The 19,585-nt window shown below is 34.0% G+C and carries 20 protein-coding genes; 11 read left to right on the top strand and 9 right to left on the bottom strand.

Annotated features, from left to right (window positions below; genetic code table 11):
- Positions 1 to 35: 35 nt before the first annotated feature.
- Together SCB73_RS00970 and SCB73_RS00965 are read left to right on the top strand one after the other, a co-directional pair.
- The gene (locus tag SCB73_RS00970) at positions 36 to 272 is read left to right on the top strand and encodes a hypothetical protein (protein ID WP_320568330.1); all 237 of its coding nucleotides are present in this window, start codon (positions 36 to 38) and stop codon (positions 270 to 272) included.
- Positions 263 to 580 (top strand): type II toxin-antitoxin system RelE/ParE family toxin, encoded by a 318-nt coding sequence (locus tag SCB73_RS00965; RefSeq protein WP_320568329.1) that lies wholly within the window; start codon positions 263 to 265, stop codon positions 578 to 580. The genes SCB73_RS00970 and SCB73_RS00965 overlap by 10 nt, the downstream gene beginning before the upstream one ends.
- A gap of 66 nt (positions 581 to 646) precedes the next feature.
- On the opposite strand, the gene SCB73_RS00960 is transcribed toward SCB73_RS00965, so the two are convergent.
- From SCB73_RS00960 to SCB73_RS00930, 7 genes are all read right to left on the bottom strand, one after another.
- A complete protein-coding gene (locus tag SCB73_RS00960) occupies positions 647 to 1,213 on the bottom strand; it encodes a YceI family protein (protein WP_320568328.1) in 567 nt (188 codons plus the stop codon).
- A gap of 31 nt (positions 1,214 to 1,244) precedes the next feature.
- Positions 1,245 to 1,877: an NAD(P)H-dependent oxidoreductase gene (locus tag SCB73_RS00955; protein ID WP_320568327.1), complete on the bottom strand. Its 633-nt coding sequence runs from the start codon at positions 1,875 to 1,877 to the stop codon at positions 1,245 to 1,247.
- Positions 1,878 to 1,888: 11 nt separating this feature from the next.
- Positions 1,889 to 2,344: a MarR family winged helix-turn-helix transcriptional regulator gene (locus SCB73_RS00950; RefSeq protein ID WP_320568326.1), complete on the bottom strand. Its 456-nt coding sequence runs from the start codon at positions 2,342 to 2,344 to the stop codon at positions 1,889 to 1,891.
- Between the two features lie 311 nt (positions 2,345 to 2,655).
- A complete protein-coding gene (locus SCB73_RS00945) occupies positions 2,656 to 4,233 on the bottom strand; it encodes a glycerol-3-phosphate dehydrogenase/oxidase (RefSeq protein WP_320568325.1) in 1,578 nt (525 codons plus the stop codon).
- A 261-nt stretch (positions 4,234 to 4,494) separates the two neighbouring features.
- Positions 4,495 to 4,971 (bottom strand): DUF6691 family protein, encoded by a 477-nt coding sequence (locus tag SCB73_RS00940; protein ID WP_320568324.1) that lies wholly within the window; start codon positions 4,969 to 4,971, stop codon positions 4,495 to 4,497.
- 10 nt (positions 4,972 to 4,981) lie between these two features.
- Entirely contained in the window at positions 4,982 to 5,545 is a 564-nt protein-coding gene (locus SCB73_RS00935) for a YeeE/YedE family protein (protein WP_320570064.1), read from the bottom strand.
- Positions 5,546 to 5,640: 95 nt separating this feature from the next.
- Positions 5,641 to 7,059 carry an MBL fold metallo-hydrolase gene (locus SCB73_RS00930; protein ID WP_320568323.1) on the bottom strand — a complete coding sequence of 473 codons (1,419 nt, stop codon included), beginning with the start codon at positions 7,057 to 7,059 and terminating at the stop codon, positions 5,641 to 5,643.
- A gap of 225 nt (positions 7,060 to 7,284) precedes the next feature.
- Between SCB73_RS00930 and SCB73_RS00925 the strand changes: the two genes are divergently transcribed.
- From SCB73_RS00925 to SCB73_RS00900, 6 genes are all read left to right on the top strand, one after another.
- Complete coding sequence (locus SCB73_RS00925; RefSeq protein WP_320568322.1) at positions 7,285 to 7,875, top strand: HD domain-containing protein; 591 nt, start codon at positions 7,285 to 7,287, stop codon at positions 7,873 to 7,875.
- Between the two features lie 377 nt (positions 7,876 to 8,252).
- Complete coding sequence (locus tag SCB73_RS00920) at positions 8,253 to 9,599, top strand: cytochrome ubiquinol oxidase subunit I (protein WP_320568321.1); 1,347 nt, start codon at positions 8,253 to 8,255, stop codon at positions 9,597 to 9,599.
- Positions 9,600 to 9,601: 2 nt separating this feature from the next.
- Positions 9,602 to 10,678 carry a cytochrome d ubiquinol oxidase subunit II gene (gene cydB, locus SCB73_RS00915; protein WP_320568320.1) on the top strand — a complete coding sequence of 359 codons (1,077 nt, stop codon included), beginning with the start codon at positions 9,602 to 9,604 and terminating at the stop codon, positions 10,676 to 10,678.
- 246 nt (positions 10,679 to 10,924) lie between these two features.
- Complete coding sequence (locus SCB73_RS00910; protein ID WP_320568319.1) at positions 10,925 to 11,401, top strand: hypothetical protein; 477 nt, start codon at positions 10,925 to 10,927, stop codon at positions 11,399 to 11,401.
- A 188-nt stretch (positions 11,402 to 11,589) separates the two neighbouring features.
- Positions 11,590 to 12,084 carry a hypothetical protein gene (locus SCB73_RS00905; RefSeq protein WP_320568318.1) on the top strand — a complete coding sequence of 165 codons (495 nt, stop codon included), beginning with the start codon at positions 11,590 to 11,592 and terminating at the stop codon, positions 12,082 to 12,084.
- Positions 12,085 to 12,271: 187 nt separating this feature from the next.
- Positions 12,272 to 13,123 (top strand): hypothetical protein, encoded by an 852-nt coding sequence (locus SCB73_RS00900; RefSeq protein ID WP_320568317.1) that lies wholly within the window; start codon positions 12,272 to 12,274, stop codon positions 13,121 to 13,123.
- 135 nt (positions 13,124 to 13,258) lie between these two features.
- Here the strand turns inward: SCB73_RS00900 and SCB73_RS00895 are convergent, their stop codons facing one another.
- Both SCB73_RS00895 and SCB73_RS00890 read right to left on the bottom strand, forming a co-directional pair.
- Complete coding sequence (locus SCB73_RS00895; protein WP_320568316.1) at positions 13,259 to 14,044, bottom strand: sulfite exporter TauE/SafE family protein; 786 nt, start codon at positions 14,042 to 14,044, stop codon at positions 13,259 to 13,261.
- A 289-nt stretch (positions 14,045 to 14,333) separates the two neighbouring features.
- On the bottom strand, positions 14,334 to 14,960 hold the full coding sequence (locus SCB73_RS00890) for a Crp/Fnr family transcriptional regulator (RefSeq protein ID WP_320568315.1): 627 nt from the start codon (positions 14,958 to 14,960) through the stop codon (positions 14,334 to 14,336).
- 455 nt (positions 14,961 to 15,415) lie between these two features.
- On the opposite strand from SCB73_RS00890, the gene SCB73_RS00885 reads away from it, so the two are divergent.
- The 3 genes from SCB73_RS00885 (at position 15,416) to SCB73_RS00875 (ending at position 19,526) form a co-directional block, all read left to right on the top strand.
- Positions 15,416 to 15,727: a rhodanese-like domain-containing protein gene (locus SCB73_RS00885; protein ID WP_026728137.1), complete on the top strand. Its 312-nt coding sequence runs from the start codon at positions 15,416 to 15,418 to the stop codon at positions 15,725 to 15,727.
- A 77-nt stretch (positions 15,728 to 15,804) separates the two neighbouring features.
- Positions 15,805 to 17,385, top strand: coding sequence for an NADP-dependent glyceraldehyde-3-phosphate dehydrogenase (locus tag SCB73_RS00880; protein WP_320568314.1), 1,581 nt, complete (start codon positions 15,805 to 15,807; stop codon positions 17,383 to 17,385).
- Between the two features lie 269 nt (positions 17,386 to 17,654).
- Positions 17,655 to 19,526 (top strand): M1 family metallopeptidase, encoded by a 1,872-nt coding sequence (locus tag SCB73_RS00875; protein ID WP_320568313.1) that lies wholly within the window; start codon positions 17,655 to 17,657, stop codon positions 19,524 to 19,526.
- The last annotated feature ends 59 nt before the right edge of the window (positions 19,527 to 19,585 follow it).

Below are 19,585 nucleotides of genomic sequence, written 5' to 3'. Positions count from 1 at the left end.
AAAGATAATTTGTAACTTTGATAAAAATAAAAGAAATGGATTTAGATACTCGAAAAGTGATTTTTATTAGAGACTTTCTTAAACTTGAAAGTGAGAAAGCTATTTCTCAATTTGAAAAATTATTGAAGAAAGAAATTAAAACAGATTCAGAATTTAAACCAATGTCTATTGCTGATTTTCGAAAAAGAATTGATGATTCTTTAGAGGATTCAAGAAAAGGGCGTGTTACAGAATCTGATAATTTAATTTCTGAAATCGAAAAATGGAGTTAAAGATTTATTGGACAGATTTTGCAAAAAATGAACTTAAAAATATTTTTGACTATTATAAGAAAGAGGCAAGTTTGAACGTTGCCAGAAAACTTGTGATTGGAATTACGAAAGAAACTCTTAAGCTAAAAACACAAGCTACAATTGGTCAAAAAGAAGAATTGTTAGAAAATTATTCAAAAGAGCTACGTTATTTAGTTTTCAAAAGTTATAAGATTATTTACTGGATTAATTTAGAAAAGAATGCAGTGGAAATCTTAGATGTGTTTGATACAAGGCAAAATCCAGTGAAAATAAAAAGGAATAAATAAAAATGAAAAACCCCAATAGCTCACTCTATTGGGGTTTTTCGTATAATGAATTAGTAAGTCTAAAAATTAGAATTTTAAAGCTACAGTTAATTCAAATTCGTCATAGATAGTTTTGTCTCCCAAACCTTGGAAGAAACTTCCTGAACCATATTTGATATCATATTTAGTTCTGTCAACTTTAAAAGCAGTTGTTGCAGTGTTTCCAGCTACAGTAATATCAAAAGTAACAGGTTTAGTGATTCCTTTAATAGTCAAATCAGCAGTTACAGTATAAACGTCAGCAGATTTAGCACCGATAGTTTTGAAAACTAATTTTGCAGTTGGGAATTTGTCTGTTCCAAAGAAATCGTCAGCTTTTAAGTGACCGTTTAATTTTCCTTGGTATTCTCCAGTTAAATCTGTAGAAGTTAATGAAGTCATATCAACTGTGAAGCTTCCTCCAACTAATTTTTTTCCTTTGAAAACTACAGCTCCTTCTTTGAAGTTTACAGTTCCAGAGTGCTCTCCAGTTACTTTTTTACCTACCCATTTGATAGAAGATGCTTTTACGTCGATTTTTTTAGTTTGAGCGTTTACTGAGATTCCGGCTACTGCTACGAATAATGCAATTGCGATTGTTTTTAAATTTTTCATTTTGTTAAAATTGAATTTGGATTAATAATAATTAAAGAGTGATAAATAATTCTTCTTGTGATTTTCTAACTTTTTTGTAATGCTGAGCGTCGTCCTCATCATGTCTGTAACCTACGGCAGCGATAACAGCAGCATTTAAGCCTAATTTATCGAAACCTAAGATTTCATTGAATTGTGCTGGATTGAAACCTTCCATTGGCGTTGCATCGATTTTTAATTCGGCTGCAGCTGCTAATAAAGTTCCTAAAGCAATATAAGTTTGTTTTGATGTCCAGATATTTTTAGCATCTTGAGATAGGTTCGAAATTACCCCATTCATCATATCTGCAAATCCGCCTAAAGCTTCAGTAGGAACTCCTCTTGTTTCGCTAATATTTTTAATATAAGCCGCCACAGATTCTGGTCCTGCGTTTAAGTCATTAGCAAATACAAATATTTGCGAAGCATCTGTAAGTTGCGTTTGTCCCCAAGCAGCAGCTTTTAATTTTTCTCTAATTTCTGGATTTTCAACGATAATTACTTTATATGGTTGTAATCCGTATGAAGAAGCTGCTAATCTTACCGCTTCTTTCAATGTATTCAAATCTGCTGCAGATATTTTTTTAGTTGCATCGTATTTTTTAGTTGCATATCTCCAGCTTAAATTATCTAATAATGTGCTCATAATATTTAATTTTATTGGTTTCGGTATTTTTCTAATAAATTGTTTAATAATTCTAATTCTTCGGGGCTTATATTCTGGGCAAATACGCGCTCGTGCTCATCTACCTTCGGGTCTAATTCTTTTAAAACATCTAATCCTTTTTGTGTAATTAACACCTCAATTTTTCGTCGATTGTCTGGACAGACATTTCTTGTAACGAATTCTTTCAGTAATAATTTGTCCACTAATCGGGTAGTGTTGCTGGTTTTGGCCAACATGCGTTCTTGTATCACACACATATTAGCGGGATTTCCTTTTTGTCCTCTTAATATGCGTAGTACATTGTATTGCTCTCCAGATAAATCATAAGGTTTAATTAACTCGTTGAAATGATCCTGAATCACATTTTGTGTGTACATGATATTCAGAATAACTTTTTTCGCATTATCCATCTTAACTGTACTCTTAATAACCTCTTCAATTGTCATAGTCGTAAGTGTATAATTTGTATATACAAATGTATAACTTTTAATAGTTGTATATACAAGTGTTGTGTTAATTTTTTGTTAATATGAAAAACAAGATGTCATGCATTATAAAATAATGCATTTTAGCGACGTCAAAATTAGTGTATTTTTTAATTATAACTAATTGATATTTTAATATTTAACCTAAATTTAAATTGACTGGTCTTTGTTTTTGAGGTTTTTATTTGAAGTTCTTTTTTGTAAGATAAATTTTGAACGTAAATAGGAGTGAACCTTCAAAAAAGTGCTGTTTTTGAACTGATTAGAAACCATTATCGGAATTCGGAAAGGAAAAATCCTTTAGAAGTTGCTTTAAAATCTGCAATTTCCTTAGAAATCCAGTTTTCGTCATGACCTAATTCTTTTGCAATTACTCTCGCTGTTTTTTCAGAAACTTCCATTGCCGCTCTGGCATCCAGAAATAATAAACGTACACGTCTTGCCAAAATATCATCAACGGTTCTAGCCATTTCATGACGAATGGCCCAAACAACTTCGGCCATTGTAAATTCATGATCGGGATGCAGTTTTTCTTTTAATTCAGGTTCGTTTTCTTGCAATTCAATTATTTTCGGAATATCAGTACCGTATATATAAAGGTGATTTTCTCTGTCAAAAGAATTAGTTGGTTGGTTTCCATGAATAGACAGATGTTCGGTTGCACATTCTTTCTTTGGTAATTTGCCTGTTTTGATCGCTTTGTCTATAATATCTTCAGCAATTTTTCGATAGGTTGTCCATTTTCCGCCAGTGATGGTTATTAAACCAGTTTCTGAAACTATGATTTTATGACTTCTAGAGACTTCTTTAGTGCTTTTGCCTTCTTCTTTTGGAGCAGCCAAAGGGCGTAATCCGGCAAAAACTGATAATACATCGGCTCTTGTTGGCTTTTTTGCCAAGAATCGTTGCGCTGTTTCTAGAACGAATTGAATTTCGCTTTCTAATGCAATAGGTTCTAAACTTTGTTTTTTGATTAAAGTGTCGGTTGTCCCTACCACAACATGATTGTGCCACGGAACGGCAAATAAAACTCTTCCGTCTTTTGTCTTCGGAATCATCAAAGCGTGTTCTCCGGGAAGAAAAGATTTGTCAAAAACCAAATGGATTCCCTGACTCGGAACAATATATTTTTTATAAACCTTATCGTTTAGCTTCATGATGGCATTTGTAAAAACTCCCGTTGCATTTATTACAACAGCGCTTTTAATATCGTAAATCGTTCCAGTTTCCTGATCGATCGCATGAACACCAATGATTTGATTTTTATCGTCTTTTAATAAGTTGACAACTTTTACATAATTTAAAACACAAGCACCATTTTCGATAGCAGTTTGAGCCAAATTTATGGCCAAACGAGAATCATCAAATTGTCCGTCATGATAGATAACGCCATTAACCAAACCATTTTCTTCTACGTTTGGAAGCATTTCGATGGTTTTCTTTTTTGAAAGATATTTTGAACTTCCTAAACTTAGGCGACCCGAAAGCAAATCGTAAATTTTTAATCCAATAGTATAAATATAACCGCTTAAATAATGATAATTCGGAATAACAAAAGATTGGTTTTTGACTAAGTGTCCCGCATTTTGAGCCAGCAGTCCTCTTTCTTTTAGTGCTTCTCTTACCAAATGCACATTTCCTTGCTCTAAATAACGCACACCGCCATGAACTAATTTGGTGCTTCTGCTTGAAGTTCCTTTTGCAAAATCTACAGCTTCAAAGAGGATTGTTTTGTAACCGCGACTTGCAGTATCAACAGCTGTTCCCAGACCGCTTGCGCCACCGCCAATAATTATTACGTCCCATTTTTCGGTATGCTGTAATCTGGATAACTGTTCAGAGCGATTCATATTGGCTTTTAGTTTTTATTTTGCGGAAGTGTCGTTAAAAGCAAACTTAACGAAATGAAATTAAAAATCGATGAAGAAAAATATTTAACCGCAATCCCGATAACTATCGGGAGCAAGGTTTTTAATAAATCGAGACTTTTTATAAAACACAAAGTTCGCAAAGCTTTGTAAATAAAACTTTGCGAACTTTGCGTATATCTTTGTGTGCTTTGCGGTTAAATCAACTTGAAACTTGAAACAAGCAAAACCTGAAACAAATTTTTAATGCGGCAATTTATCTTTAATCAAACCGTAAAACCAAGTTCCTGCAATAGCACTTAATAAAGTAACAACAATTACAGTCGCACCCGTACCAATTTGTGCAAAAAGAGGACCTGGACACGCTCCAGTTATTGCCCATCCAAAACCAAACATCAGTCCGCCGTAGATTTGTCCTTTGCTGAAAGTTTTTGGTTGAATTTCGATTTTTTCGCCATCAAGAGTTTTGATGTTGAATTTTTTAATCAATTGAACAGATATTAATCCTACAGCAACAGCACATCCAATCACACCATACATATGGAATGATTCAAGATGAAACATTTCCTGAATGCGAAACCAGCTGATGATTTCGGCTTTTACGAATACAATTCCGAAAAAGATTCCGACGATTAAATATTTAAGGTTTGCGAATGCGTTTTCTTTTTTCTGGCTTGCGTTGATTCCTTCGCCGTCTATATTTTTATTTTCTAAACTCATTTTCGAAATTTTAAAGTGAAAGAATATAAGGTAAAATCAAAAGAGACATTACAAAACCGCCAATCATAAAACAGATTGTTGCTACTAATGATGGCCATTGCAAGTTTGATAATCCCATAATCGCGTGTCCGCTTGTGCATCCGCCGGCATAACGAGTTCCAAAACCAACTAAGAATCCGCCCACCACAATCATAATAAAGCCGCGAAGCGTTAATAAACTTTCCCAAGAAAATAATTGTGCAGGAACTAAACCACTATGATCTGTGATTCCGTAAGTCGCTAATTTCTCTGATAATTCGGGAGCAACTTCCATAGAATTTGGATTTGATAAGAAATAAGAAGCGATAAAACCGCCTAAAAGTATTCCGAGAACGAAGAATAAATTCCAGCTTTCTTTTTTCCAATCGTATTTAAAAAATGAAATATTTGCAGGAATACAAGCCGCACAAATATGACGAAGAGAGGAACTAATCCCGAAAGATTTATTTCCGATAATTAATAAAATTGGAACTGTTAATCCAATCAAAGGGCCCGCAACATACCAAGGCCATGGTTCTTTAATGATTTCAATTATACTCATTTTTTTTAGGTTCAAAGGTTCAAAGGGGCAGAGGTTCAAAGGGAAAAACTTTGTCGCTTTGCACCTTTGTATCTCTGTACCTTAAAAAATTATGCTTTTAATGTTTTGCTTTGGCAGACAAAATCTGATTTTGGGACATTTGTTTTTGAAATTGCTCCAAAACCGCCTTCCACTTCAGAGAAATTTCTAAATCCTCTCGCTTGAAGAATAGAAGCTGCAATCATACTTCTGTATCCGCCAGCGCAATGCAAATAAAAATGCTCATTTGGGTTAATGTCTTTCACCCAATCATTTATATATGCAAGAGGTTTGCTGTAAGCTTCGTCAATATGTTCTGCCTCATATTCTGATTCTTTACGAATATCGACAACTTTATCTGTGCCGAATTTAAATTCATTCGCAAATTGGTCTGCTGTAATTCGGTTTACGGTATCAATTTCAAAACCTGCATTTTGCCAAGCTTCAAATCCGCCCTCAAGATGTCCGATTATGGTGTCAAAACCAACACGACTTAAACGTGTTACAGTTTCTTCTTCCATTCCAATTGCGGTAACCAAAATTATTGGCTGTTTTACATCGGCAATTAAAGTTCCAACCCAAGGAGCAAAATCCCCATTGATTCCAATATTAATTGACTGCGGAATGAATCCTTTGCTGAAATCGGCTGCGCTTCTAGTGTCTAAAATTAAAGCCCCAGTTTCTTCTGCAACTGCTTCAAATTCTTTTGCATTTATCGCTTTCATTCCGTTATGTAAAACCGTTTCAAAACTTTCGTAACCTTGTTTATTCATGGCAACGTTCATGCTGAAATAGGCTGGAGGAGGCAATAATCCATCAGTAACTTCTTTAATGAATTCAGCTTCGGTCATATCGGCGCGTAAAGCATAATTGGTGGCTTTTTGATTCCCGATAGTTGAAACTGTTTCTTTGCTCATGTTTTTTCCGCAAGCGCTTCCGGCACCGTGCGCAGGATAAACAATTACGTCATCAGCAAGCGTCATGATTTTTTCTCTTAGCGAATGAAATAAAATTCCGGCTAATTGATCTTGTGTCATTCCAGCTGCTTTCTGAGCTAAATCAGGACGGCCAACATCTCCAATAAATAAGGTGTCTCCAGAGAAAATTGCATGATCTTTTCCGTTTTCGTCAATTAATAAAAAAGTACTGCTTTCCATAGTATGTCCTGGAGTATGCAAAACTTTAATTGTCACTTTTCCGATTTTGAATTCCTGTCCGTCTTTTGCAGAAATGCAGTCAAATTCGCAAGCGGCATTTGGTCCGTAAACGATTGGCGCTCCAGTTTCTTTGCTTAAATCGACGTGTCCCGAAACGAAATCAGCGTGGAAGTGTGTTTCAAAAATATATTTCAGTTTCACTCCGTCGCGTTCTAAACGATCCAGATAAGGCTGAATTTCTCTGAGCGGATCAATGATAACAGCTTCTCCGTCAGATGTTATATAATATGCACCTTGCGCAAGGCATCCGGTGTAGATTTGTTCTATTTTCATGATTTAGTTATAAAAATAATGGAACACAAAGGTAGGTTTGTTTTTTAATAAAATAGGTGACTAATGTTACAGAAATTTGATTTCTGCGCAAAAAATAACTGATTTACCATATAAGCTATATAAGTTAATTTAAGCAGGATGTTTTAGTCCAAAACTAAAATGTACTTACATAACTTAGGATGGTGAAAAACTGCGTAATTTTGCAACTCTACTAAAATTATGGCTATGAACACAAAAGATTTATTAGATCAAATTGCCTTTATAAAAGAAATTGATAAAGTAAAATACATTCAGCGCAAGACAAAATTATTCAACAGCGACCGATGTGAAAATGATGCTGAACACAGCTGGCATTTGGCTTTAATGGCGATTGTTTTAGCCGAGCATTCTAATGAACCAATTGATGTTTTGAAAGTGGTAAAAATGGTTTTGATTCACGATATTGTTGAAATTGATGCCGGAGATGTTTTTATTTACGATACCGTAAAAAATCATTCGAATACAGATGAAGAACGTTTAGCGGCAAATCGAATCTTTAGTTTGCTTCCGGAAAAACAAGCCGAGGATTTTATTGCTATTTGGGAAGAATTTGAAGCAGGAGAAACCAACGAAGCCAAATTCGCAAAATCGATGGACAGACTTGAACCATTATTGCAAAATACATCAAACAATGGTGGAACTTGGAAAGAGTTTGGAGTGAAATACGATAAAGTTTACGAAAAGAAAAGTATCATTAAAGAAGGTTCAAATTCTATATGGAATTACGCCGAAGGTTTGATTAATGAAAGTGTTGAAAAAGGGATTTTAGAAAAATAATTACGCAATCAAAATCAAACATAGCCTGCGGTTTAAACCGCAGGATACGTGTCGGATATGCATTGTGTTCCCGTGGTTGAAACCACGGGTTATGTTTGATCATGTAAATCTATACGCAATCTTGTCATTTCGACGAAGGAGAAATCTCCACGAGAAGCTCGACAAAGATTGGCGATTTTCTTTGCGGATTTTCTAGTGTGATTTCTCCCTTCAGTCGAAATGACATACTTTGTGAAGTATTCTAAAAATAAGTGTAATCTATACTCTTTAAATTGTTGAAAAGTTTCACAAATATCAGGTGATAAACTTTTTTTTAAGAGTGACATTTCGGGTTGTAATGGTTAAATTTGTTGAACTTCATAAAACAAATACCACTTATGGAAGAAATGCTCTTTTACGACCGAATGCAATTCGCCTTCACGATTACTTTTCATTATCTTTTTCCACAACTTACAATGGGCCTTTCGCTCATCATTGTTTACTTCAAGTGGAAATACCTCAAAACTAAAGACGAACAATACAATCACGCCACTCATTTCTGGATGAAGATTTTTGCCCTCAATTTTGCGATGGGCGTCGTGACTGGAATACCGATGGAGTTTCAGTTTGGAACCAATTGGGCAAAGTTTTCCGAATTAACGGGAGGAATTATTGGGCAAACGCTTGCCATGGAAGGAATGTTTTCTTTCTTTCTCGAATCTTCTTTCTTGGGAATATTTTTATTTGGAGAAAAACTCCTCGGACATAAATTGCATTTTGTAACCGGCTTATTAATCATGATCGGTTCTTGGGCCAGCGGATTTTTAATTATTGCTACACATTCGTGGATGCAGAATCCTGTAGGTTATGAAATCTTAGAAAACGGAAAATTTGTGTTGAATAATTTTCAAGCTTTATTCTTAAATCCGTGGCTTTGGCCGTCTTATTTGCATAATCAAGCCGCTTCTTTGGTAACAAGTTCATTTGTTGTTGCTGGAATTGGAGCTTTTTATATTTTAAGTAAAAAAAATGTTTCTTTCGGAAAATTGTTCTTAAAAACAGGAGTGATTTTCGGATTGATTTCGAGCATTTTCGTTGCCGTTCCAACAGGCGATTTATTGGCGAAAAATGTAGTGAAATACCAACCTGTGACTTTTGCCGGAATGGAAGGGATTTTTCATACGGAACAGAAAGGTTCAGAGATTGTACTAATTGGCCAACCCGATGTAAAAGACAAGAAATTGGATAACAAAATCGCCGTTCCAAATATTTTGAGTTTCCTGACTTATGGAAATTGGAATCAGGAAATTCAAGGTTTAGACCAGTTTGAAGAAGATTTGCATCCAACGAATATTTCGGGATTGTATTATGCCTATCATATTATGGTCGGTCTTGGAACTGTATTTATCGGATTAATGCTCTTGTCTCTTTTTCAATTAATAAGAGGAAAATTATTTGAAACCAAATGGCTTTTATGGTCGTTGATGTTCATGATGCCGTTTCCTTATATCGCCAACACAACCGGCTGGTACACGGCCGAATTGGGAAGACAACCTTGGCTGGTTTATAATTTAATGCGAACCGGAGCCGGAGCTTCGCCAACAGTTTCATCAGGAAATACATTATTTACTTTGCTTGGATTTATCGGTTTGTATCTTTTGCTCGGAATGCTGTTTTTGCTTTTGATTGGAAAAATTATCAATAAAGGACCTCATCATGTGGAACTTTCAACAGAAAAAATATAAGTATGGAATTTTTTTGGTACGTAGTTTTAATGGGAATTCTAGCTGTTTATTTGGTTTTAGACGGTTATGATTTTGGCGCAGGAATTATTCATTTATTTTTTGCCGAGACAGAAAAAGATAAAAAAGCAATTACCAATTCAATTGGGCCGTTTTGGGATGCGAATGAAGTTTGGTTAATTGCGGCGGGAGGTGTTTTGTTTTTTGCGTTTCCAACTTTATATGCGTCTTCTTTCAGCGGATTTTATCTGCCTTTGATTATGATTTTATGGCTTTTGATTTTTCGCGCCATCGGATTGGAAATGCGCGGTCAAGTTCACAATCATATGTGGGAAGCGATTTGGGATAAAGCTTTCGGAATTGCGAGTTTGCTTTTGGCGCTTTTCTTCGGAATTGCTTTAGGAAATATTGTTCGTGGTGTCAATCTCGGAATGGTTCAAAATGGCGTTTCGACACAAGAGCCGCATTTTTTCTTTCTGCCTTTGTGGAATCCAACTTTTAGTCCGCAAGCAAATGAATTGGGAATTATAGATTGGTTTACGCTTTTTCTGGGAATTGTAAGTGTTGTCGCGTTGACGATTCACGGTGCGAACTGGATTATTTATAAAACCAATTCGTCTTTAAACCCGAAACTTAAAAATGTAGTTTTTAAACTGAACTTTGTTTTGCTTGTTTTGGTTTTTATTTCATTGGGAATTTGGCATTTTATTGAGCCAAAGCCGTTTCATAATTTTATTGAAAATCCAATTTTGTGGTTTTTTCCTTTAATGACTTTCGCTGGAATTGCTGGATTATTTAAAGTTCGTTCTTTTAAAAAAGACGGTTACGGATTCTTGTTTTCGACTTTGTTTTTAGTCGGTGGATTTGCCTCGACAGCAGTTTCGATTTTCCCGAATGTTTTGCCTTCGACAAATAAAGTAAATCCGTCATTAACAATTTATAATACAGCAGCGCATGAATATGGATTGAATGCTGGTTTGAGTTGGTTTTTTATTGCTTTGTTTTTGGTGATTGTTTATTTTATTATTCAATATCGTGTTTTTAGCGGTAAGATGGATGATATTGGGTATGGGGAACATTGAGTTTTTAGTTAGCCACGAATTCACGAATTTTTATTTTAACATACTTGAATTTCCATTGTTGGATTTTATAGCTATAAATTACACAAAATTTTAAAATCAATATAAATGAATTGCCTCCAGTTTTAACTGGAGGTTTTTTTTTAGATTTGAATTGGGCTTTAGCCAAACTTTGCGGTTTTTGGTTAAAGCCTTTTTTGTATACATTTGTTTACCTCCAGCTTTAACTGGAGGCAATTGAATAATTATATGGAAATAGTACAGTTTAAAAATTGGAAATTTGATGTTGATAAATCTTTAACAATTAAGAATTATTCCAATGTTATTAAAGGTGGAGCAGAATTATGCCTATGTAATGATTGTAGAAACTACATTCAAAATCGTGAAAATGTTTTTCCTGAAGAAGTTAAAACTTTGTTTTTAAATCTAGGGATTGATTATAAAAAGGAAGTTGAAATTTTATCGTATCAAATTTTGCAAAATGGATTGCATCATATAGCAGGATGGTTTCATTTTAAAGGAAAAATTATTGATGGTAAAGATTTTAGAAGAAATATTGGGAATGAAAGTTTTCAAATTGAATTAGTAGATGTTTGTGATAATTTTTCAATAGGTTTTTGTGAACAAAATAGTCTGACATTTTTTGAAGACAAGGAGGGATTAATTCAGGTAGAATTTGAAGCTTATATTCCTTGGAGTATTGACAAAAGTTTAGAAACTAAATGAATTTTGGATATCATTGTAGTAACGAATTTTTACGAATTAATTATATCAATTGCCTCCAGTTTTAACTGGAGGTTTTTGTTTGGATTTGAATCGGGCTTTAGCCAAACTTTGCGGTTTTGGCTAAAGCCTTTTTTGTATACATTTGTTTACCTCCAGCTAAAGCTGGAGGCAATTCAAAAATGTAAATTATGGAATTTCATCCTTTATTAGATTATGGAAAATTTGACTTGAAAAATGAGAGAAATCTTGTCTATTGGAAATTCGGAGAGTTAATCAAAACTTTGATAACTCTTTCAAGTAATTCAGAAAGACAATTTGAAATTATTGGATACGGTGCAGTTTGTTGTGAAATGGCAGAAGATTTTGATTTGTATTTTACATTAATGGTAGATCAATATCGAAATTTTAATTTATTAACTAATCTACAGCTTGAAAAACTTGAGGAATTGGATTTGTTTTTTGACAACAGAAGTGGAGACAAATCTCCAGATTTTTGGGATGATTTTTTGCTTGAAACAAGTCATGAATGGGATTTGGTGAGGAATATGGCAAAAGATATTTTGAAATTGCTGAAGATGGAGGATTTACAACTTGAGATAGAACGAGAAGAAAAATTCGAAGAAACGAATAAAGGAAGAAAATTAATTATGCAGTGTACCAAAATTCGATTAATTAAAAAATAGAATATGGAAATTGAAAAATGTCATTGACCCCGATATTGCGTTAGGGATAGAAGCGACATCTATCTATTTAGAAAGACAAGGCTTTTTAGCCGTAGTTTTTGTTAATCGGGAATTTAGCGGATAGCCCGTTCGCCGCGGCGAAAACGCCCAAAAAATAAATTAGATTATTTATGATAATTATAAATTCATGAAAACCAAAATACTTTCTTTCTTCTTTTTCTTATTTGGCTGTATTAAAGTTTCTGCTTGTGATTGTGATACTCCAAAAACAATTTTGGAATTTTATTCTTCAAAATATGTATTTAAAGGAATAATTACTTCTAAAATCTTTAGCGAGGATTCTGCAACTTATACAATCAAATTTAAAGTACTCGAAAGTTATAAAAAAGGTAAAATTCCGAAAGAATTGTCTTTTACATCTTATTATAATAAAGAAAATGCAAGATGGAGTTCTTGTTATACAGAAGAATATCAATACCAGGAATGGTTGGTTTTTGCTCAAGAAAATAATGGGAAGTTAGGTTTTAGTAGTATGTGTTCTAACTCTGAATTTATAGGAGGAAGAGAGATTGATTCATATGTGCAAAAAGTCTTAGACAACGGAAATCGTTTTAATTTGCAAGATTACATATATAATGATAATCCCGATATCAGAAGTGAATTCAACTATACGAAGCCAATAACCGATATAGATTCGGTTTTTAGAAATGGAAAGGTTAAAGATTATCAAAAAACATATGCAGTACTGGCATTGTATATAGATGAAAAAGGGAAATTGATTTCGATTTTTACAGGATTGGATATGGATTATTCGGAACCGGATTTTGTAAATGATCCGGTTTTTGGATTATTGAAGAGCTTCAGTGTGAAAAGCAAGCGACCATTAAACGAATTTGAAATAGAGGCTATAAATTTATATAGTCAGGTCAAAGATTGGGAACAAAAAAAGCATGTGACTACTAAAGTTCCTGTAAAGTACATCCGTTATGTTCGTGCAGAATTTGATAAGGAAAATAAAAAATGGAAATATGATATTTAAATATTTTAAACAATCTTTTTAGTTTGATCTTTGTCAAAGCATTAAACTTTGACAAAGATTGCTTTACAAGTAAACTAAATTGAAAATATTTAAAAATCTACACAAATTTGCCGAATATGTGTGATGTTGTAAATTTTAGAACAAAACCTCTTTCGTAATAATATAAAATCCCATTACGAGCACAAACCATCCAAAGAGCGGTTTTAGTTTTGCTCCGTCGATTTTTTTAGAAAGTTGGCTTCCAATCAACATTCCGAGAAGTGCCATTGTAGAAACTCCAAATAAAAATGGGTAATTTATTGGTGTTCCAATGTATAAATCTCCCGCAAAGCCTATTGAAGAATTAATTGTTATAATTAGAAGAGAAGTTCCAACGGCTTGTTTCATTGGCAATTTGGCAAAAAACAATAAAGCTGGAATAATCAAAAATCCCCCACCAGCGCCAAGAAAACCTGTTATGATTCCGACAATGAAACCAATTATGCTTAATTGAATGTAATTAGTTTCGGAACTTTGTAATTCGGGTTGAGGTTTTCGAATCATTGAAATTGCCGCCGTGATCATTAGGATTGAAAAAACAATCATGATCAGAAAATCTTTTGAAACAGAATACGAAGCAATTGAAAATAAAGTTGAAGCAATTTTCGGAAAGATAACTTCACGTATAATCAAAATCGAAATCACAGAAGGAATCGCAAAATACAACGCCGATTTTAATTTCAAATTTCCCATTTTGTAATGGCTGTAGCTTCCGGAAAGCGCGGTTAATCCAACAATAAATAAGGAATAAGATGTAGCTTGCTCCGGATTTACTTTAAATAAATACACTAAAATAGGAATGGTCAAAATAGAACCGCCACCGCCAATTAGTCCCAGCGAAATCCCGATTATGATTGAAGCAAAATAGCCTAAATATTCCATTGCATTTATTTTGATGCAAAGTTGCTCAGTAAATTAGAATTCTACAGTAACATTTATCACAGAAGGATTTTTTTGTTTTGCCACAGATTATATTGATTAGAATGATTTTTTTTCTGTGTGCTGATTTTTATTGTCCACGGATTTTACAGATGGAACAGGTTGCCACAGATTAATTACTAAAAGTGTGTCAGGCTGAGCGAAGTCGAAGCCCACAAAGTATTTCGACTTCGCTCAATGTGACAAAAAAATCTGTGAAAATCTGTTTAATCAGTATAATCTGTGGCCAATATCACTTCAATAACTCAATCTGGTTCCGGTTGAGTTTTACCAAACCACGTTGTTCCATTTTTTTGAGTAATCTTGAAACAACTTCTCTAGAAGTATTTAATTCGGTTGCGATTTCTTGATGCGAAAGTTTGACTTCAGAACAGCCACAAGCATCAGAATGTCTTTTTAAATAAAATTCCAAACGTTCATCCATAGATCGGAAAGCAATATTATCAACCACTTCCAGGACTTCTTCAAAACGGCTTCTGTAGGTTTCAATAACAAATTCGTACCAAGAACGGTGTTCCATCATCCATTTGTCCATCAATTGCAACGGAATCATCATCACGGTAACATCTTCGACAACTTTGGCCATGATTTGGCTTTTTTCACTTTTGGCAGTGCAAATCATCGAAATGGCGCAGGCTTGTCCGGGTTGTAAATAATACATTAAAAACTCGCCACCATCTTCGCCTTCGCGATAAATTTTGATTTTTCCTTTTAGGATCAAAACCGTGTTTTTGATGTATTGTCCCGTACGCATTAAAATCGTTCCCGCCCCAAAATTTTGCTGGCTTCCGTTTTCTTCAATCGTAGCAATGAGTTCGTTTGAAAAATTAGGAAAAATATTTTTTAAGGAGTTTTGCATGGATTATTTTTTTTGCCACAAATTGCACAAATTTTCACTAATTTATTCGGTGTCTGCGTTGCATTTGATGGCGATTTTTTTTTTTGAAATACTTTATCTTTTTCGGTATGTTGATTTTTTTTGCCAAGACATTAATTTCTACACTTTAATTTGTGTAATTCGTGGCAAAACATTTTATCAAAATCGAATTAAAAATTATAATTTATTACAAAGATAATAGATTCCTATGGTATAAATTATCAGGAATAAGTATTTGAGTTGTATTTTATGCAAATGAATAAATCCTAATTTTCTATCGATTTTGTAGAGTGAATTTTTAAAAATAGTAACTAAATTTGTAATTCACTGATTATAATCCTTTCTCTAAAACGTTTTCTGAGAATAATAATCGAAATCGCATTTGGTACGTTTTTTATAAATAGAAACGTCGTAATTTTACAAAAACACATAATACTATGAATTTATCACAAGAAGATTGGGTTGCTCAGTTAAATGCTGACGAAAATGCAGTTATACTTGATGTAAGAACTGAAGACGAATTTAATGATGGCTATATTGAGAATGCTTTAAACATTGACATCAATAAAGGTCAGGCTTTTATTTATGAAATTGAAGAATTAGATAAAAACAAAAATTATTATGTGTATTGCCGTTCTGGTGCCAGAAGCGCCAAAGCATGTCAGATAATGAATGAGCTAGGGATTGAGAATGCCTACAATCTGCTAGGTGGTATACTGGACTGGGAAGGAGATACCGTACAACCATAAAATAGAAGAAGAGGCGCATAAAAGCCTCTTTTTTTGTTTAAAATGCTATTAATAACCAAACTATAAATTACCAGATTATGAGTTTAATACCCGAAGAATATCAGATTAAAGAGCTGATAAACCAAGATACTTATCTTGTAAATGGAGAACTGAAAAAATGGACAGGACAAACTACACCTGTGTTTTCAACTATTTCCTCTACAGAAAAATATGCGCCAACCTTATTAGGATCGATTCCGTTTATGGCAGAAAAAGAAGCTGCCGAAGTTGTTGAAGCTGCAAATGCGGCTTATGATAAAGGACAAGGTTTATGGCCAACAATGAAAGTGGCTGACCGTATCAAATGCATGGAGAATTTCGTTAAGCAAATGAAAGAAACTCGTGAGGAAGTGGTTAAACTTTTGATGTGGGAAATTGGAAAAAACCTTGGCGATTCGCAAAAAGAATTTGACAGAACGGTTGAATATATCTATGATACAATTGCCAGTTATAAAGAATTAAACGGACGCAGCGCACATTTTGAGAAAGTGCAGGGCGTAAACGCTATGATCCGCCGTGGACCACTAGGAGTTGTTTTATGTCTTGGTCCATACAACTATCCGTTAAACGAAACTTTCTCTTTATTGATTCCGGCCTTGATTATGGGGAATGCCGTAATCTTTAAACCTGCAAAACATGGCGTTTTATGTATTTCGCCATTGTTGGAAGCTTTCAGAAGCAGTTTCCCAAAAGGTGTTATCAATATCGTTTACGGACGCGGAAGAGAAGTTGCTTCGCCAATTATGAAATCTGGAAAAATTGATGTTTTGGCATTAATTGGAAACAGCAAATCGGCGATTGCTTTGCAGGATCAGCATCCAAACAAAAACAGACTTCGTTTGATTTTAGGTTTAGAAGCTAAAAATCCAGCGATTATTCTGCCGGATGCCGATTTAGATTTGGCTATTCAGGAATGTATTGCAGGAACTTTATCTTTTAACGGTCAGCGTTGTACAGCTTTAAAAGTTCTATATGTTCATGAATCAATCAGAGAAGAATTCAACAAACGTTTCGCTGAAAAAGTTGATAGTTTAGGATTTGGAAATCCTTGGGAAAAAGGGGCTTCATTAACACCACTTCCAGAGACTGACAAACCAGCTTATATTCAGGGATTAATTGATGATGCAAAACACAAAGGTGCACATATCATAAATGAAAAGGGAGGAAAACATACAGAAAACTTTATTTTCCCAGCCGTTTTATATCCAGTAAATAAAGAAATGAGAGTGTATCACGAAGAACAATTTGGTCCAGTGGTTCCAATTATTTCTTTCAAAGATATCAATGAACCTCTTGAAGATATGGCCGAATCAAATTATGGCCAGCAAGTGAGTTTGTTTGGAAAAGATATTAAAACTTTGGCACCGCTTATTGATGCTTTGGTAAATTTAGTTTGTAGAGTAAACTTAAACAGTTCTTGCCAAAGAGGACCAGATGCGTTCCCATTTACTGGACGTAAAGACTCTGCTGTAGGAACATTAAGTATTCCAGATGCTTTGCGTTCTTTTTCAATTCGTACGTTCGTAGCCTCAAAAGATATCGGTTACAACAATGAAATTTTGCAGGAATTGCTAAACAGCAAAGAATCAAATTTCATTAATACCGATTATATTTTGTAGTTATTAAGGTTATATATTAATTGTAGGAGATCCGTCTTTTTCTTTTTGAAAGAGACGGTTTTTTTTGAAAGATACTAAGATGCTAAGATTCTAAGTTCCTAAGATTTATAATGTCACTCTTTAATTTCTCAGTGTTAAACTTTGCACTTTGTACTTAGTGCTTTGTACTTTCTAACTTGATTTTAAATTTTTAACTCAATTGTAACAATAAGTTAAAAATATCCACTAATATTATAGCGAAATAAAATCATCAAAATCTTAAAACAGTTATGAGAACAAAATCAATGCAGTTTTTGTTAATTGCTTTGGCATTTTTTGCACAAAATGCCTTTGCGCAAGAACTTTATATGCCTAGAAACATAAAAGAAGCTTATGCAAAAGGAACCCGCTCTATGGACGGAAAGCCAGGAAAAAATTATTGGCAGAATCACGGTAATTACAACATGGAAATTACGGTAGATGCCAAAACAAAAATCGTTAGTGGTACTGAAACTATTGTTTATGAAAATAATAGTAATGATACTCTAAGAAATCTTAAAATTAGATTTGTCAATAATCTTCATAAGCCTACTTCTCCACGCGGAGGAAGTGTAAGTGAAGATTTTTTAAGTAACGGACTTACGATTACGTCTCTGAAAATTGAAGGAGAAGCTTATAAAGAAGATGCAAGAAGCTGGGGAACTGTTGGGAGTGTTAAAATGAAAAAAGCACTTGTGCCACATTCTAAAATTACCATTAATATTGATTGGAATTATCCATTATCTAAAGAAAGCGGGAGAGAAGGTCAAATTGACGAAACTACTTTTTTTGCAGCCTACAGTTATCCAAGAGTTTCTGTTTTTGATGATTATAACAATTGGGATATGCTTCCTCACACCGATCGCCAAGAATTTTACAATGATTTTAATGATTATACCTATTCTGTAAAAGCGCCGAAAAATTATGTGGTTTACGCAACTGGAGATTTGCTGAATCCAGATGAGGTTTTGCAACCTGAATTTTCGGCACGTTTAAAAAAATCTTACGTAACCGATGAGGTGATGCATATTGCAAGTGAGCAAGAAATGAAAAACGGCTTGGTAACAAAACAAAACGATTGGAACGTTTGGAAATTTGAAGTAAAACATATTTCAGATGTTTGTTTTGGATTAAGTGACCATTATTTGTGGGATGCAAGCAGTGTTGTTGTGGACAAAAAAACAAATCGACGTGCAAGTGTTCAAGCGGCGTACGATGTAAAGGGAACAGATTTTGTGAATTCGATTAAAAATAATCAATATGCATTAGATTTCTTTTCAAATAATTGGCCTGGAGTTCCGTATCCGTTTTCAAAAATGACGGCTTTTCAAGGTTTTGCTGACATGGAATATCCAATGATGTGCAACGATTCGCAAATGGGAGATCCAGTTTTTGCACAGTTGGTTCAGGATCACGAAGTGGCGCATACTTATTTTCCGTTTTACATGGGAATCAATGAAACACGTTATGCTTTTATGGATGAAGGTTGGGCAACTACTTTTGAATATTTAATTGGAATTTCAGAACATGGCAAAGAAGCAGCTGATAAGTTTTACAAAAGCTTTAGAGTACAGCAATATATCACTGATTTATCTACAGAAGAGGATCAACCTATTATTTCAATGTCATCTCAACTTTCAGGACCGGGTTATGGAAATAATTCATATGGAAAACCTTCTCTTTCGTATTTGGCTTTAAAAGATATGTTAGGCGACGATTTATTCAAAAAAGCTTTGCATGCTTATATGGACAATTGGAATGGTAAACACCCAATTCCATGGGATTATTTCAATTCGTTCAACACAGCAACTGGAAAAAATCTGAATTGGTTCTTCAACAATTGGTTTTTCACTAATAACTACATTGACCTTTCGATTAAAAATGTAGAAAAGAATAAAATTGCAATTGAAAATACTGGAGGATTTGCGGTTCCTTTTGATTTAAAAGTTGTGTATGAAGATAATTCAACTGAAGTAATTCATCAAACGCCTGCAATTTGGGAAACGAACCAAAAATTGGCAACAATTACTCTGAAAAATAAGAAGCAAATTAAACAAATTACAATAGATGGTGGTATTTTTATGGATGCAACTCCTAAGAATAATACTTGGTCAGCTCAGTAATTGGTAATAAATATGAAGTAAAAAGCCGTCTTTTTAAATGAACATGCCCCAAAAAGTTA

It is taken from the genome of Flavobacterium sp. KACC 22761, assembly GCF_034058155.1.
Taxonomy (GTDB): domain Bacteria; phylum Bacteroidota; class Bacteroidia; order Flavobacteriales; family Flavobacteriaceae; genus Flavobacterium.
The sequence above is the reverse complement of the archived record's forward strand: the minus strand, read 5'-3'. Positions and strand labels throughout refer to the sequence as shown.

Coding starts and splice junctions, on each gene's coding strand:
- SCB73_RS00925 (WP_320568322.1), top strand. CDS start 7,285: ATGAACACAAAAGATTTATTAGATCAAATTGCCTTTATAAAAGAAATT.
- SCB73_RS00960 (WP_320568328.1), bottom strand. CDS start 1,213: ATGAAAAATTTAAAAACAATCGCAATTGCATTATTCGTAGCAGTAGCC.
- cydB (WP_320568320.1), top strand. CDS start 9,602: ATGGAATTTTTTTGGTACGTAGTTTTAATGGGAATTCTAGCTGTTTAT.
- SCB73_RS00905 (WP_320568318.1), top strand. CDS start 11,590: ATGGAATTTCATCCTTTATTAGATTATGGAAAATTTGACTTGAAAAAT.
- SCB73_RS00880 (WP_320568314.1), top strand. CDS start 15,805: ATGAGTTTAATACCCGAAGAATATCAGATTAAAGAGCTGATAAACCAA.
- SCB73_RS00970 (WP_320568330.1), top strand. CDS start 36: ATGGATTTAGATACTCGAAAAGTGATTTTTATTAGAGACTTTCTTAAA.
- SCB73_RS00900 (WP_320568317.1), top strand. CDS start 12,272: ATGAAAACCAAAATACTTTCTTTCTTCTTTTTCTTATTTGGCTGTATT.
- SCB73_RS00910 (WP_320568319.1), top strand. CDS start 10,925: ATGGAAATAGTACAGTTTAAAAATTGGAAATTTGATGTTGATAAATCT.
- SCB73_RS00930 (WP_320568323.1), bottom strand. CDS start 7,059: ATGAAAATAGAACAAATCTACACCGGATGCCTTGCGCAAGGTGCATAT.
- SCB73_RS00945 (WP_320568325.1), bottom strand. CDS start 4,233: ATGAATCGCTCTGAACAGTTATCCAGATTACAGCATACCGAAAAATGG.
- SCB73_RS00885 (WP_026728137.1), top strand. CDS start 15,416: ATGAATTTATCACAAGAAGATTGGGTTGCTCAGTTAAATGCTGACGAA.
- SCB73_RS00950 (WP_320568326.1), bottom strand. CDS start 2,344: ATGACAATTGAAGAGGTTATTAAGAGTACAGTTAAGATGGATAATGCG.
- SCB73_RS00895 (WP_320568316.1), bottom strand. CDS start 14,044: ATGGAATATTTAGGCTATTTTGCTTCAATCATAATCGGGATTTCGCTG.
- SCB73_RS00965 (WP_320568329.1), top strand. CDS start 263: ATGGAGTTAAAGATTTATTGGACAGATTTTGCAAAAAATGAACTTAAA.
- SCB73_RS00920 (WP_320568321.1), top strand. CDS start 8,253: ATGGAAGAAATGCTCTTTTACGACCGAATGCAATTCGCCTTCACGATT.
- SCB73_RS00955 (WP_320568327.1), bottom strand. CDS start 1,877: ATGAGCACATTATTAGATAATTTAAGCTGGAGATATGCAACTAAAAAA.
- SCB73_RS00890 (WP_320568315.1), bottom strand. CDS start 14,960: ATGCAAAACTCCTTAAAAAATATTTTTCCTAATTTTTCAAACGAACTC.
- SCB73_RS00875 (WP_320568313.1), top strand. CDS start 17,655: ATGAGAACAAAATCAATGCAGTTTTTGTTAATTGCTTTGGCATTTTTT.
- SCB73_RS00940 (WP_320568324.1), bottom strand. CDS start 4,971: ATGAGTTTAGAAAATAAAAATATAGACGGCGAAGGAATCAACGCAAGC.